General features: G+C 32.3%; 22 protein-coding genes. 9 read left to right on the forward strand and 13 right to left on the reverse strand.

Translation table 11 applies throughout. The annotated features are described in order from the left end of the window. Positions 1-14: 14 nt before the first annotated feature. Both AC3OCB_RS11920 and AC3OCB_RS11925 read left to right on the forward strand, forming a co-directional pair. Positions 15-158, forward strand: a complete 144-nt coding sequence (locus AC3OCB_RS11920) for a hypothetical protein (RefSeq protein WP_498342800.1) — start codon at positions 15-17, stop codon at positions 156-158. After that, a complete protein-coding gene (locus AC3OCB_RS11925; protein ID WP_498342801.1) occupies positions 155-478 on the forward strand; it encodes a hypothetical protein in 324 nt (107 codons plus the stop codon). Before AC3OCB_RS11920 ends, AC3OCB_RS11925 begins: the two co-directional genes overlap by 4 nt. Here the strand turns inward: AC3OCB_RS11925 and AC3OCB_RS11930 are convergent. Next, positions 468-845: a hypothetical protein gene (locus tag AC3OCB_RS11930; protein ID WP_498342803.1), complete on the reverse strand. Its 378-nt coding sequence runs from the start codon at positions 843-845 to the stop codon at positions 468-470. The two genes, AC3OCB_RS11925 and AC3OCB_RS11930, sit on opposite strands and share 11 nt — an antisense overlap. A 35-nt stretch (positions 846-880) precedes the next feature. On the opposite strand from AC3OCB_RS11930, the gene AC3OCB_RS11935 reads away from it, so the two are divergent. Continuing rightward, a complete protein-coding gene (locus tag AC3OCB_RS11935; RefSeq protein WP_498342804.1) occupies positions 881-1,894 on the forward strand; it encodes a hypothetical protein in 1,014 nt (337 codons plus the stop codon). A 112-nt stretch (positions 1,895-2,006) separates the two neighbouring features. On the opposite strand, the gene AC3OCB_RS11940 is transcribed toward AC3OCB_RS11935, so the two are convergent. From AC3OCB_RS11940 to AC3OCB_RS11950, 3 genes are read right to left on the reverse strand one after another with little or no spacing between them, the layout of a single operon-like run. Beyond that, a complete protein-coding gene (locus tag AC3OCB_RS11940; RefSeq protein ID WP_498342805.1) occupies positions 2,007-2,765 on the reverse strand; it encodes a hypothetical protein in 759 nt (252 codons plus the stop codon). Further along, entirely contained in the window at positions 2,762-2,935 is a 174-nt protein-coding gene (locus tag AC3OCB_RS11945; protein WP_498342806.1) for a hypothetical protein, read from the reverse strand. Before AC3OCB_RS11945 ends, AC3OCB_RS11940 begins: the two co-directional genes overlap by 4 nt. A gap of 7 nt (positions 2,936-2,942) precedes the next feature. Continuing rightward, positions 2,943-3,320 carry a hypothetical protein gene (locus AC3OCB_RS11950; protein WP_498342808.1) on the reverse strand — a complete coding sequence of 126 codons (378 nt, stop codon included), beginning with the start codon at positions 3,318-3,320 and terminating at the stop codon, positions 2,943-2,945. A 37-nt stretch (positions 3,321-3,357) separates the two neighbouring features. Between AC3OCB_RS11950 and AC3OCB_RS11955 the strand changes: the two genes are divergently transcribed. Further along, entirely contained in the window at positions 3,358-3,825 is a 468-nt protein-coding gene (locus AC3OCB_RS11955) for a hypothetical protein (RefSeq protein ID WP_498342809.1), read from the forward strand. A gap of 21 nt (positions 3,826-3,846) precedes the next feature. Here the strand turns inward: AC3OCB_RS11955 and AC3OCB_RS11960 are convergent, their stop codons facing one another. Together AC3OCB_RS11960 and AC3OCB_RS11965 are read right to left on the reverse strand one after the other, a co-directional pair. After that, on the reverse strand, positions 3,847-4,176 hold the full coding sequence (locus AC3OCB_RS11960) for a hypothetical protein (RefSeq protein WP_498342810.1): 330 nt from the start codon (positions 4,174-4,176) through the stop codon (positions 3,847-3,849). An 8-nt stretch (positions 4,177-4,184) separates the two neighbouring features. Continuing rightward, on the reverse strand, positions 4,185-4,640 hold the full coding sequence (locus tag AC3OCB_RS11965) for a hypothetical protein (protein WP_498342812.1): 456 nt from the start codon (positions 4,638-4,640) through the stop codon (positions 4,185-4,187). Between the two features lie 55 nt (positions 4,641-4,695). Here AC3OCB_RS11965 and AC3OCB_RS11970 point away from each other — a divergent pair, with 55 nt between their 5' ends. Continuing rightward, positions 4,696-5,103: a hypothetical protein gene (locus AC3OCB_RS11970; RefSeq protein ID WP_498342813.1), complete on the forward strand. Its 408-nt coding sequence runs from the start codon at positions 4,696-4,698 to the stop codon at positions 5,101-5,103. Here the strand turns inward: AC3OCB_RS11970 and AC3OCB_RS11975 are convergent. The 4 genes from AC3OCB_RS11975 to AC3OCB_RS11990 are packed head-to-tail and all read right to left on the reverse strand — an operon-like array spanning position 5,081 to position 7,706. After that, positions 5,081-6,295, reverse strand: a complete 1,215-nt coding sequence (locus AC3OCB_RS11975) for a hypothetical protein (RefSeq protein ID WP_498342815.1) — start codon at positions 6,293-6,295, stop codon at positions 5,081-5,083. The genes AC3OCB_RS11970 and AC3OCB_RS11975 overlap by 23 nt on opposite strands. Further along, positions 6,292-6,576, reverse strand: a complete 285-nt coding sequence (locus tag AC3OCB_RS11980) for a hypothetical protein (RefSeq protein ID WP_498342816.1) — start codon at positions 6,574-6,576, stop codon at positions 6,292-6,294. Before AC3OCB_RS11980 ends, AC3OCB_RS11975 begins: the two co-directional genes overlap by 4 nt. After that, positions 6,576-7,301 (reverse strand): hypothetical protein, encoded by a 726-nt coding sequence (locus AC3OCB_RS11985; RefSeq protein WP_498342817.1) that lies wholly within the window; start codon positions 7,299-7,301, stop codon positions 6,576-6,578. Before AC3OCB_RS11985 ends, AC3OCB_RS11980 begins: the two co-directional genes overlap by 1 nt. 18 nt (positions 7,302-7,319) lie before the next feature. Continuing rightward, positions 7,320-7,706, reverse strand: coding sequence for a hypothetical protein (locus AC3OCB_RS11990; protein WP_498342818.1), 387 nt, complete (start codon positions 7,704-7,706; stop codon positions 7,320-7,322). A gap of 52 nt (positions 7,707-7,758) precedes the next feature. On the opposite strand from AC3OCB_RS11990, the gene AC3OCB_RS11995 reads away from it, so the two are divergent. Then, positions 7,759-8,034 carry a hypothetical protein gene (locus AC3OCB_RS11995; RefSeq protein ID WP_498342820.1) on the forward strand — a complete coding sequence of 92 codons (276 nt, stop codon included), beginning with the start codon at positions 7,759-7,761 and terminating at the stop codon, positions 8,032-8,034. Here AC3OCB_RS11995 and AC3OCB_RS12000 read toward each other — a convergent pair. Both AC3OCB_RS12000 and AC3OCB_RS12005 read right to left on the reverse strand, forming a co-directional pair. Next, on the reverse strand, positions 8,024-8,272 hold the full coding sequence (locus AC3OCB_RS12000; protein WP_498342822.1) for a histone: 249 nt from the start codon (positions 8,270-8,272) through the stop codon (positions 8,024-8,026). The two genes, AC3OCB_RS11995 and AC3OCB_RS12000, sit on opposite strands and share 11 nt — an antisense overlap. Positions 8,273-8,278: 6 nt before the next feature. Continuing rightward, on the reverse strand, positions 8,279-8,635 hold the full coding sequence (locus AC3OCB_RS12005; protein WP_498342824.1) for a hypothetical protein: 357 nt from the start codon (positions 8,633-8,635) through the stop codon (positions 8,279-8,281). A gap of 99 nt (positions 8,636-8,734) precedes the next feature. On the opposite strand from AC3OCB_RS12005, the gene AC3OCB_RS12010 reads away from it, so the two are divergent. Beyond that, on the forward strand, positions 8,735-8,995 hold the full coding sequence (locus tag AC3OCB_RS12010; protein WP_498342826.1) for a hypothetical protein: 261 nt from the start codon (positions 8,735-8,737) through the stop codon (positions 8,993-8,995). A gap of 264 nt (positions 8,996-9,259) precedes the next feature. On the opposite strand, the gene AC3OCB_RS12015 is transcribed toward AC3OCB_RS12010, so the two are convergent. Then, a complete protein-coding gene (locus tag AC3OCB_RS12015) occupies positions 9,260-9,859 on the reverse strand; it encodes a hypothetical protein (protein WP_498342828.1) in 600 nt (199 codons plus the stop codon). A gap of 147 nt (positions 9,860-10,006) precedes the next feature. Here AC3OCB_RS12015 and AC3OCB_RS12020 point away from each other — a divergent pair, with 147 nt between their 5' ends. Together AC3OCB_RS12020 and AC3OCB_RS12025 are read left to right on the forward strand one after the other, a co-directional pair. After that, complete coding sequence (locus AC3OCB_RS12020) at positions 10,007-10,618, forward strand: hypothetical protein (RefSeq protein ID WP_498342830.1); 612 nt, start codon at positions 10,007-10,009, stop codon at positions 10,616-10,618. Beyond that, on the forward strand, positions 10,618-11,702 hold a 1,085-nt coding region (locus AC3OCB_RS12025; RefSeq protein ID WP_498342832.1), incomplete at its 3' end, for a hypothetical protein. The genes AC3OCB_RS12020 and AC3OCB_RS12025, both read left to right, overlap by 1 nt.

Raw genomic sequence — 11,702 nt, forward strand, 5'->3', positions numbered from 1 at the left:
AAAGAGGGTACCCTATGGCAGATAATATTTCGAGTAATATCCCACAAGTAACAATCACACTTAATGAAGAGTTTCTCAAAGGATTACTTATGGGTATATCATTAGGAATTGGGTTTACAGCTTTAATATTTATTGCAATTAAGTACTTAAAAGAATGAAGTTTTATCCATTATCTATCTTAGGACAAAATAGTAGGACAATAACGATAAATCCAAATAGACAATCAGATATAATTAGAATAAAGGTTCCAGAAGGTTATACTTTGTATTTTTACTTATTGATAATTGATAAGTGGTATCCCGATACAGAATATGTTGTTTATATAGATGGAGAAGAGGTTTATAGGTATAAGAGACAAGATAAATTTGTATATGACCCACCATACATAGTTAAAAAAGAATTGAGAGTAGTTGGAGTAAACAACTCAAGCGAACCTTTACCCTTTGGCGTTTTAGTTGACGGAGTAGTTACTGCATAAGTTTTTGCAAGTATCCTAGCTCCATTAATACGAATTCCTCTCCTATTGATGTCCTATTTGCAATCTCCCTTAATATATCTTGCTTAGTCCACATCCTACCTCTATAAAATATAACAAAGTTATCTGGCTTTTGTTCATACCTAGCATAAGCTAATTCCCACCATTGATCTGGTATATCTGGTGGATCAACTCCGATTGAATTCAGAGCGCTTAGTATTTTTTGTTTCAAATCCTCTGAGCATGTTGAACACTGCAATAAATTAATTGCCTCTGTAACAGTATACGGCGTTCCATCTACTACTGTTATTACTCTATTAGCTTCCAAGGGGTTCTTTTTAATCAACCTTTGTAGGGCATCTAGTCCCATATAATTTATATTGTCTTATGCATATTAATTTATTAATGGTAGTAATTTACTCATCCGCAGCAGATAAAGAAGCTGCAGAAAGAATAGCAAATGTATTAGGAGATAAAACAATGCTAACAGATCAATTTGTATTAGACAGTATAACAGATACTACAATTGTATTAGTTGGAGGAGAAGTAGTTAACCCAAACGTAAAGTATTTAGTTGATAACTTGTATATTCCAGGTGTTTATGCAGTCAGAGATGCGGTAGGATACGAACCATGTATGATTACCTATGTAAAGTATAACAACAAAAATGTTTTTGTTGTAGCCGGTTGGGAGGCAGAGTATACCAAATGGGCATCACAAGTAATTGAATTCTACGGTGGTTTACCTGATATAAACTATTTGGCACACTATGATCAACAAATAATATATAAATATCCAGGACGTGATTATAAACAACCGTTGGTAATTCACTTCAAGCTTTATAACTTGCCAGTTATAATGGAAGTATACTTAAAGAAGAGTGTAGATGCATCAACAATACAAGAAATAGCAAGCCAACTTACGAATAGCCTTGAATCAAAGAACTTTTATGTTTATTCAACCTCTTTCGCATCTCAAGGGAATGGATATAATGAAATAATAATTTCTTGCGAATCTGACTATCAAACTGCAGCTCAGTATTATAGTCAAATAAACAATTCACTTGCAATACCTGTGATAGTACTAGTAGCAGTTGTAATATTTGCAGTAACTGCACTAATCTTTTCTATAGGTTATTTAGTAGATAGAATTAATTATTGGAAGTTCACGATAAATAAAGTACAAGTTGAGATGGATACGGTCAATAGTGTATTATCATATTGCCAACAACAGGGGATACCACTAGATCAATGTATAAATGCTTTACAGACCGTTATGAACGGTCTACAACAAGCTAGTACGACTAGTACATCTGGTACATCTACGTTATCTACAATTTTGACATTTAGTTTAATAGCTGCCGTAATTGCTCTTCCTATTAAGGCTGTGAGTGATATATTCAAAAAGAAAAAGTCCTAAATGGTGTACAAAGTTGCAAAGTTAGCTACATCGGATACAGATACCCTTCAAACTCTAATACAGTTATTACCTTATTTACTTGGTTTCACAATGATAGCATTTGCTATTAAGGCTATCTCGGATGCTCTCTAAACTTTTTTGGAATATATATAGCTGCACTTAACAAGAAGGGAATTATAATAGAAGCACTCGATTGAGTTTGAGGTTTAGTTTGACCAGTATAGACTGGATAAATAGCTAGAGAATCCTTATTCCACATCAAGTACTTTGCAACTTCTGACCAATCACTAGAATTTTTGCTTAATGCATAATTTATCCAATAATCATATCTATCCATTGTCTCTTTATAAATACTCTCTGGATCTTCTCCGTTTACTAACAGCGTTGCAGGATAAAACAAAGTGTCTAGAAAGGGATAAGCTAACTCATCTTTTAGAGGATCAATTTGTTCAATTGGGGCATTCCTTACATCTGAAACATTGTATGAGAAGACCATAACCGCCTCTCTTAAATATCCAATGTAAAGTAAAGCTCCCTTATTAATTGCAGAGCTACCTAAAACTTTTGCTGATGAACAAGAAACAGTACAAACCTTTTTTCCAGCTAGTAAACCATCATTATTGCAAGCCTGAACTATTGGATAATACATATAACCAGTTATATAGTCATCTGCTCCGTGACCTGCTAAAATAACTATATCAGCGCTCCCTACATTTGCATTAAAGTTCTCCTCAGTATCTCTATCTTCATATAAGAAATTATAGATTATACCATTTTTTTCCAGCTGTGGTATAAATACTCTGATTATATACTCAGATACATAATACATTACCAAATCATTAAGCCTGTAAGATGTTATCAGTACTTTCATGTATATTCTGCTATGACTGTTAGATAAATCGGCGTTAGGTTGACTATCATATCAAATAATCCTATCTTTTTATGATACCACTTATCAATATTATAAACAGTTGCTAGAATAGCTAATAATAATGGTGCTAAGTTACTTCCATCGGATAACTTAGCTACTTTGTACGCCATTTATATATTATAGGACCTTGTGATTTATTAAATGTTCTCCCAGATACACAGATCCTGCTAGTAGGAAGGGAACCAAGATAGATGGGGTAGTTTCATATGGTTGTTGAGCTTTGGATGGTACTATAGGTTGAGTAATCTGGAAAGAATCTAAATCGGTTATATAAAAGGTCTCATTGTACAGAAAGCCAACAAAAGCTACGTAATATCCTTTTTCAAAGAAGTTAAACTTCACAGTTGTTGGTTCAGAAATCTCTTTGGTGAATTCGAAGAAATAGTATTGATTACGGTTAATATCATAGATTACTATAGTTGGTTTTATACTGACAAGTGGGGTAACTTCTATTTCAGCTGTTCCATCCATTACGTTTACATCAACATATATCATATATCTTTTTAATATTCAATAGATATTAAACATATTTATGGCATATAAGGTTGCAAAACTCAGTGTATATGGACTAGGGGCAAGACAGATTAAGGTACAAATAAAGAATACTGGTAATGTTACCGCGACTTTTTACGTAGGAGCAACTATAGCAAAAAACATTAGTGGATCAGGATGTAATGCATATCCAACAGGAAACGCAGGAAGTGATTGGTTTGAGTTTTATCCATTTAGATCAGTAACATTAAACCCTGGGCAAACATCAGATTACTTAGTGTTTAACTTTGATGATTCGATATTGACAGGAGGAACTTGGTATGTATTAGTAAAGGTATGGCAATCTACAGGCGGAAGTTACACATCTTATTTCATAAATTCAGATACAGGACAATATATTGGTCAGCAAACAGTTATGGGATTACAGAATTGCCTAGCAGAGGGGTCAGCATCATTTAGTGTACAACAAACAATATCGGCGCAAATAGTTCAAATACAGGTTATCTAAAATTAATTTTTTAAAAAAAGTTTAGTAAAGAGAAGCCTTTCTTTGTACAGGAACAATTTGTACAGGAACTGCTAAGCTTTGAGATGATTGAGCTGATGCAGGTTTTGAGAAGAACTGTAATATAAAGTCTACTAATTCGTCTGCCAATACTTTTGAGGATGCTACACCCACTAATGCTTCGGTCTCTGGTGACATCCTAACTTTTGTTACAGCTACTAATCCACCTACACCTACTGCAAATCTTACAGCTTTTCTTAAGTTAGGGTCTAATGGTAGGAACTCTGAAGCTTCTTGAATACCTCTACCTAGTAATTGTCCAATTAAGAGATATACTGCGTCTTCTGTTCTCATTGTTTACTTTATGCTCTTATCTCAGCCCTTATAGAAGCTGCAGCGCTTGCTCCTTTCCTTGCTCCTTCAGATGCAATAGCTCCGTATAACCTCTCAAGCTCAGCTAATGTCTCCTCAGCTGTGTAAATTACTCTCCTTCCAGGTCTGTATGTTAATCCTTTAGCTGCAGCCATCTTTAATGCAGCCGCAACAATTGGCAAATCTTCTACTTTTCCTTTCATTCCTTGGAATTCTTTTGCTAAAGCTGCTAGGAATGCCCATACTCCTGGTTGGTTACCATGCGCTCCATATATTCCCCTGAATACCCAAGTCATCTTATCAGCTTCCATAGCTACTGGTATGTACTTTCCTTGTCCGTGTTGGTATCTTACACTAGCTAATACTTGCTTTCCTGTGTAGTGTGCTATAGTTGCCTTTAATGCAGCCTTTGTTAATGCAACTTGTTCGGAATACCTCTTCGCCATGTAAAAAATAATGTCGTTTAGTATATTTAAAGCTTAATAGTTATAATGAATTATAATGAAGCTCAATAGGCTTATGGAAGAATTGAAAGAAGCCCTTGAAAAAAACAAATATTTAGTCAGAGGACTAAAAGAAGGTAAAGTTGAGGTAGTTGTGAGAACAAAACCAAAACTAACTGTCTATTTCAGAAAAAAACCTAAAAGGAAGTTATCTTGGCAACATGCACTTATGCTTGGAATCTATTCATCGACTAGGGGAGTTAGAGGTAAGAAAGAAGACTTACCACTATCTGCTTATATTGCAAAGAAAGCATTTGAAAAAATAACACCAGAAGAAAAAGCAAGATTGAAAAAATTGTTTGGAGTTAAAGAAAAGAAGTATGAGTATATATCTGTTAATGAGAAATTGCTTGAGAGATTAGCGAGATATATAAAAAAGAAGACTACTCAAAGAATATCTCTCTAAATATATCGGGTGGTAGTAATCCCTTATATTTCTCCTTAAGTAATTCGTAAGCCCCTGGGTTTACTTTTGCCAATAAAGCTAAAGTTGCTCTAGCTCTTCTAATTAAGTCATCTATATTCTCAAAGTCTTTATAGTGTGTTATTCCTAAGTTTAAGTCTCTATCTAGCATTATGAAAATTTTTACCAATTCTGGGTTTGGATTTCTCGTTAATCCATATAAGTATACCTTCACAGTTTTCTTATCAATTGGCGTAATTGGTCTCGGCATCTCTTCCTTTTCTTCTTGTGGTGTTTCTTCTATTTCCTCTATTCTTGGGAAAGTCCTTTTAGGTGGAACGTGTACTCCTCTTCTCTTAAGCTCCTCTCTTATTAATTCCCTTGTTTTTTCATATTCTTCCAATGAATAACCTGGGAAATAGTCTTCTATTTTTTCATACCACTCCTTTAGTCTTTCAGTTCCCATAGTTGGTATTAATTCTTTTATTCTCTCATATAATGATGCTTCTTTCTTTATCTCTTCTTCTTTCCTTCTTATATCCTCTTCAATATTTTTAATTTCTGGTAACTTTATTTCTTTAGCTTCTGGTGTTATCTTACTTAGTTCTGCTATTTTTCTTTTTAGTTCCTCATTCTCTTTCTTCAATCTCTCCAATTCTTCTTTTAGTTTTTTGGTTTGTTCTTCCACAGCTTTTGCAGTCTCTAAATATGTTCTCAAATCAAACGGAGACTTTGTTTTCTCAAATTTGGATTCTGCCTCAGCATATTTCTTTTTCAATCTTGCTAATTCTTTTTGCAATTCCCTATATCTTCTACTTAATTTATCGTAATCCTCAATCAACTTTGTTATTGCTTTCTCAGGGTCTACTTCTCCAAATAACCTTATTCTTTTTTGCCTTAAGAAGTTTAATATTTTCTCTCCTATTTCTCTTGCTTTTTCTTCTTCCATTCTTTGCTCTACTTCCAATCTTTCTAACAAATACATATATAGGTACTGCTCAAACCAATTGTATGCTTCATCTTCTTTTCCTTCCCTAATGTAATGGACTAATTCTTCATATGGAACATTTAAATCAGGTAGATAAATTCCATACTCTTCCTTAAATGCTTTCAAAACAGCTTTTGTAATCTCTTCCTTAGGCTTTCCCTTATAACGGAAAATCAATTCTCTAATTAAAGCATATGGATCCTTCATAATATTTTTTCTAGCAATTCAAATAGCCTTTTCATATTTTTATCCCTACTAGCCATTTCATCAGTTAGCTTGTGGGCGTACCATGCCATTATAGCTTTGCTATTAAATTTGTACTTTGCTAAAAGTAGGTAAGTTGATAAATCAAAATCGTGAAATAGAATTCTGTGCTTTCTACCCAACCATTTAGCTGGTCTATCTATATCTCTATTAATGGAGTTTGCTAACTTTTTGTCAATTCCTAATAATTCTGCAATATAATTATGAACTTTTCTAGATGGCATTATGCTTCAAACCATAGAGGTCTAATATCCATCCATGTAAAGTCTGAACCAGTAAATGTATATCCACTTAACACTGCAATATTGAATATACCATGATTTAGAGGTGTAAAACTTATTGTTGAAGTCCATGAATAACCAAGACTTGGGTTACTTATGAAATACGATGGCATTCTAATCTGATTTACTCCATTGTAGTACAGCCCACCAAATCTTATATTAAAGCTTGCTCCAATTTGACCAGTTCCAGGATCATAACCATAAGCAATAACACCATAAGCTAATTTTGAATTACTTGGAACAGGATTTACATAAGTCCACTTAACATCTATGTTTAAAGTTGATCCTACAGTTATTTGTGGGTTCAACTCGGAGGGATTAGGAAAATCTATTCTTGTTATTTGTGGATTCTTTTGAATTGGAGAAAATGATATATAGGATCCTGTTATACAATCCTGCGGTCTAGGATTAGAATTTTTCCAAACCTTTGATATAATATACTGCGTACTGCTCCCTAACTGACCATCATCTACAAACCACGTGAACGTATAAGTTGAACCTGGCGATATTGTCGCTGATTGTAGTGGTAGGTCAAAATAGCTTCCTGATGGAATCCAAATATTACATCCGCTACCCGATATTGCCTGTGATACAGTTGCTCCTACCCAAAAAGTATACGTAGTATTTGAGGTATTCTTTACAGTAACTTCGATTACTCTTTCTACCATAAAAAATAAATATGGTGTTTAAGAAAGATAAAGCTTCTTATACCTGACTTGGAGATATTTAATATTGGGCTTATCCTCTTCAACCACTTCTGCGTCACTAGTAACAAAAGTATTCTTTATGACGTCTCTATACTTGTAATAAATCGTTTCTGCGATATCTTTTTTCTCTAAAGGTAGTTCTAAGTTTACTAACTCTATATCATCATCTAAGTACATCAATAACTTTATTCTACTCTTTTTCACAATCTGAAAGCCCCACAAAATTCTCTTTAGTTTCATATTGTCTATTGCTCTATTATAGATATAGATAATAGCCTTGTTCACATAGTTTTCTACTTCCTCCATTTCTTTGAGCTTTGCTTCAACTGCTTCTTTAATTTTTTGCACAAGCTCGTTTGCGTCCATACAATACCTTACGCTGTTAAACTTTAAAAACCTTTACGCTCATAAAATAGTTATGGCGGGAGAATTTGCTCAAAAAATTGAAGAAATCTTAAAGAGCATTGAAGAAGAAAAAGAAAGAGAACTAGAAAAGATTTTAGAGGAAATAAGACAAAATAAGAAAGATGTGATATTTTTTAAGGCTAAAGTAAGGAGATTGAGGTCTTCGGGTAAAAAGTATGGTGGAAAAAAGTATTATTCGTTAATAGTGACTATACCAAAGAGGCAATTTGGGGATAAAATAGTGGAAGGGGAAGAAGTATTAGTGGTTTTGAAAAAGCTTACAAAATAGATTTAAACTCTTCTTTTTTGTGCTTCTTTAAAAATTCTGAGTAAGCCACCTTAATATCCCCTTCTATTAGTGTATCTCTATAAGAAATTTTTGCAATCTTAACAGATTCTTGTGCAATTTCTTTAGCAATCTCTGTTATAAGTCTAATAAATTCCTCTTCAGCTCTTTTGCTTATCCTTTTTGCTCCAGCTTCTTTTAAAATTCTTCTGAAATAAGATTTTGGAGTAACCCTAGACATAAAAAATTAGGGTAAGAGTAAAATAGTCATTTGCAAAATTGCTAAATCACTCCAAGATACTGCTTGTTCTACTCCTCTTTGTTGTAATTGCCTTGGTGCTATAACTACTATTATATCATCTCCTTTGATATCACTAAGGCTAATAAATTGTTGTTCTTTTACTTTCTCTTTATTCTCAATTAAACCCAATACTAGTTCTTTTGTAGATTGATGTCTTATTGTATTTATTACTTCTAGGCTTGTATTTAGAACTTCCTCTAACCACTCTTTGTTCTTTATTACAAACCTCACATCAAAACCCCTTTCTAACAACTCTACAATCAATCCAGTAGGTATTCCATTCAACAAAACTGCCCTCACCATAATCATGTTAACTATGTTAAAGTTTTTAAATTTTAACAATCATCAAACATATTATGAGTACAAACGATAAAATAGAAAAAGCAATAGAAGAAATAAAGAGTGCATTACAACTTCGTAGATAAGGAGACTTATAAAAAAGCTAAACAATATGAAGAAAGAAAGACAATTATTACACACACTATAAAGCAAAAGATAACGTTAAAAGATCTTGAAGATATAATAGCAAGGAAAGATAAGAAAGCATTTGCAGAAATATTAGCAAAAGTAAGAGACTTAGAATTCTTTAAAAAATATGAAGTTTTACATGCTTTGGGTTTTGACTCAAAGAAACTATTAGAGCTATATAAAAACTTATCTTAATTTTTTTAATATTTCTAATTCTTCTTAAACTATAACTATTTAACTATTGTATATAACCCTACTATATAACTCAATAACTCATCATTATATTATGCTTTATTACATACTAGTATAAGCATATATACACAATAGTTTTATGCTGTGTTTATAATCCCCTTATAAACCCAATAAGACTATATGTACCTATATAATCCTCTATGTACCATTAGAAGGATATAAAGGGTTATAAAAATTTAATGTGAAAAAAAGGGTTAAAAAAAGAGGTTATAAATTCTGAAAACTTTCAATTAGCTCATTCACATCTTCTTTTAGTATTAATGTTTCAATAGTTTTAATAGTGTAAGTATTATCTATTCCATACCACGCTTTGCTAGTACGTTCTGTAAAAAGCTCTAAACTTATTATATCTTCCCCTAGATGAATATCTAAGTATGCAGTACTATATGACCATCGAGGATTTACACCCATTGTATCTCCTGAATAATCTATTTCCATCTCATAATCTTCATCTTCTTTTAATCCATATTTTTTTAGTTTTTCATTTACTAAATCACATAACTTTTCTATTAGTCTATCTACAAACTCATTTATCGTTTCTGTGATGTATGTATCTGTATCTAATATTCTTTTTGCTATTTCTGCAGTGCTTTCTATATCTAATATTGCTTCTTCTTTATCTTCTTCACTAAACACTTTTTTCTCAAATACTTTCTTGCCATCTACTTCAATCGTCACTGTATAGCCTTCTTTTGTGCTTATTGTTACTTCAACTACACTACTTTGCTTTTCTAAAAACTCTTTTATTGCTTCTTGCAATTCTCTCTTTAGAGCTTCTATTTGTATTTGTGTTTTGTTGCTCACCATGTAAATTATTACATCGTCAAACTTTTTAAACCTTACCCTAGTTAAAATGTTATTACCAACCAGTGGTAACATTGTTATTTTTTAATAACAATAACATGGGTGAATTTTAATAATAAAAACTTTAAGTATGTAAAACACAGTAAGATTATGCCAAAAACTTACCCCGAAGAACTTAAGAGACTAGTATTTCAACTTAGACAACAATACGGATGGGGACCCAAACAAATAAAAAAATATCTTGAAGCACAACCAAATATTAAGGAGATTCCAGACGAATCAACAATAAAGAGGTGGTTAAGAGAATTAAAACAAGAATTTGACGAAACTCAATCAAAAGATGAAAAAGTAAAAGAAGAAATTGAAGCTGAGAAGGAAGAACTAAAATCATCAGCTTACAAATCTCAAGTAAGTCCAACAACAGCAGTTGATAGACAAATAAAAAAAGAAATAACTGAAAAAGCAACAGATTTATTTTCAAAAGATTACTTAACAGGAAAAAAGATAAACGAACTTTTTGAAGAAAAAGCTAAACGATACGGTTTTTCAGACGCAGTTTCTTATGTTATCTTTCTCGATGAATTCTATCACAAAAACAAAGATTTAGATTTAGATTATGAAAAGCTTCTCAAAGAATATAAAAGACTAAAAGAAAATTACAAGTTATTGCTTGCTTATGTCAAATTACTCAAAAAGAAAAGAAGCATATTAGAAGAATATAAACGAGCTTTGCTTTACAAACTCATATTTGAAGAATCATGATGACGGATGAAAATAAAAAAGAAGAAAAAGCTGTAATTGAATTAACAGGAGAATTAGCAGAAGCAATTAAAGAATTAGCAAAAAAAAGTAATAGAACAGTTGACCAAACAGTTGCAACATTATTATCAGCATCGATAAAGAAAATGGATAAATTGTTTGAAGATGAAGAAGAAGAAGAAAGTAAAAAAGTATTGAGCAATATAAATGTTGAGAGTGATTATATCAAGGAAGCGAAAGAGCTAATGTTATTAAAAAACTTACAAGGTGATACAGATGATAAAGCATTAATGAAGTTATTGAATAGAAATATGATAATGTCAATGCTAATGTATCAACAACAGCAATTGCAAAAGATGTTTGAAAAAATGTTAAAGTCAGAAGAAAAAGAAGACTCAAAGACTTTAGAGTTATTAGAAAAATTAACTGAGAAGATCGAGAATTTAGCAAAAACTCAGCCAGAAACTGCAAAAGAGTTATCCAAAACGTTAGTAAAATATCTAAAAAGACTAGAGAAAACAAAAAGTGAAGAAAAGAGAAGTAAACTAGAAGAGAGAATAGAAGAACTAAAGAAAACAATAGAAGCAAAAGAGAAAGAATCTGAGAAGAAAGAACTAGATGAAAAGTTTAAGAAAGTGAGCGAAGAAATAACAAAATTAACTGAGGCTTTAAACGGTAGAATAGAATATTTAGAGTCACTTGTATCAAGAGGGCAACAAACGAATGACATTGTTGAGCAATTACAGAGATTAAAACAACTAAGAGAGACAGTTAAAGAGTTATCAGATGTTTTAGGAGTTGCACAAAAACAACCAGTTGTTACTAAAGAAGGAAAAGTTGATTGGGGTAGTATATTGCAAAATGTTTTAGACACGATAAGAGAGCTCGGAAAAATAGCAATGCAAAGACCACCTGCACCTGCACCCGTTCAAACATTACCAGTTCAACAAACCGAAAATTTTCCTAGTCCCGAACCCCAAAAGATAGAAGTCCCTAAAGTTGAACAACCTAAAATAGAAATTCCAAAAGTTGAACAAACTGAACAAAAAGTAGAAACACCTAAAGTCGAGCAATCACAAAATATCGA

The organism is Sulfurisphaera sp., from assembly GCF_059755235.1.

What these genes read in the sequence shown, in the direction of transcription:
- AC3OCB_RS11920 (WP_498342800.1), top strand. Translation starts at nt 15, where the DNA reads ATGGCAGATAATATTTCGAGTAATATCCCACAAGTAACAATCACACTT.
- AC3OCB_RS11925 (WP_498342801.1), top strand. Translation starts at nt 155, where the DNA reads ATGAAGTTTTATCCATTATCTATCTTAGGACAAAATAGTAGGACAATA.
- AC3OCB_RS11930 (WP_498342803.1), bottom strand. Translation starts at nt 845, where the DNA reads ATGGGACTAGATGCCCTACAAAGGTTGATTAAAAAGAACCCCTTGGAA.
- AC3OCB_RS11935 (WP_498342804.1), top strand. Translation starts at nt 881, where the DNA reads ATGGTAGTAATTTACTCATCCGCAGCAGATAAAGAAGCTGCAGAAAGA.
- AC3OCB_RS11940 (WP_498342805.1), bottom strand. Translation starts at nt 2,765, where the DNA reads ATGAAAGTACTGATAACATCTTACAGGCTTAATGATTTGGTAATGTAT.
- AC3OCB_RS11945 (WP_498342806.1), bottom strand. Translation starts at nt 2,935, where the DNA reads ATGGCGTACAAAGTAGCTAAGTTATCCGATGGAAGTAACTTAGCACCA.
- AC3OCB_RS11950 (WP_498342808.1), bottom strand. Translation starts at nt 3,320, where the DNA reads ATGATATATGTTGATGTAAACGTAATGGATGGAACAGCTGAAATAGAA.
- AC3OCB_RS11955 (WP_498342809.1), top strand. Translation starts at nt 3,358, where the DNA reads ATGGCATATAAGGTTGCAAAACTCAGTGTATATGGACTAGGGGCAAGA.
- AC3OCB_RS11960 (WP_498342810.1), bottom strand. Translation starts at nt 4,176, where the DNA reads ATGAGAACAGAAGACGCAGTATATCTCTTAATTGGACAATTACTAGGT.
- AC3OCB_RS11965 (WP_498342812.1), bottom strand. Translation starts at nt 4,640, where the DNA reads ATGGCGAAGAGGTATTCCGAACAAGTTGCATTAACAAAGGCTGCATTA.
- AC3OCB_RS11970 (WP_498342813.1), top strand. Translation starts at nt 4,696, where the DNA reads ATGAAGCTCAATAGGCTTATGGAAGAATTGAAAGAAGCCCTTGAAAAA.
- AC3OCB_RS11975 (WP_498342815.1), bottom strand. Translation starts at nt 6,295, where the DNA reads ATGAAGGATCCATATGCTTTAATTAGAGAATTGATTTTCCGTTATAAG.
- AC3OCB_RS11980 (WP_498342816.1), bottom strand. Translation starts at nt 6,576, where the DNA reads ATGCCATCTAGAAAAGTTCATAATTATATTGCAGAATTATTAGGAATT.
- AC3OCB_RS11985 (WP_498342817.1), bottom strand. Translation starts at nt 7,301, where the DNA reads ATGGTAGAAAGAGTAATCGAAGTTACTGTAAAGAATACCTCAAATACT.
- AC3OCB_RS11990 (WP_498342818.1), bottom strand. Translation starts at nt 7,706, where the DNA reads ATGGACGCAAACGAGCTTGTGCAAAAAATTAAAGAAGCAGTTGAAGCA.
- AC3OCB_RS11995 (WP_498342820.1), top strand. Translation starts at nt 7,759, where the DNA reads ATGGCGGGAGAATTTGCTCAAAAAATTGAAGAAATCTTAAAGAGCATT.
- AC3OCB_RS12000 (WP_498342822.1), bottom strand. Translation starts at nt 8,272, where the DNA reads ATGTCTAGGGTTACTCCAAAATCTTATTTCAGAAGAATTTTAAAAGAA.
- AC3OCB_RS12005 (WP_498342824.1), bottom strand. Translation starts at nt 8,635, where the DNA reads ATGGTGAGGGCAGTTTTGTTGAATGGAATACCTACTGGATTGATTGTA.
- AC3OCB_RS12015 (WP_498342828.1), bottom strand. Translation starts at nt 9,859, where the DNA reads ATGGTGAGCAACAAAACACAAATACAAATAGAAGCTCTAAAGAGAGAA.
- AC3OCB_RS12020 (WP_498342830.1), top strand. Translation starts at nt 10,007, where the DNA reads ATGCCAAAAACTTACCCCGAAGAACTTAAGAGACTAGTATTTCAACTT.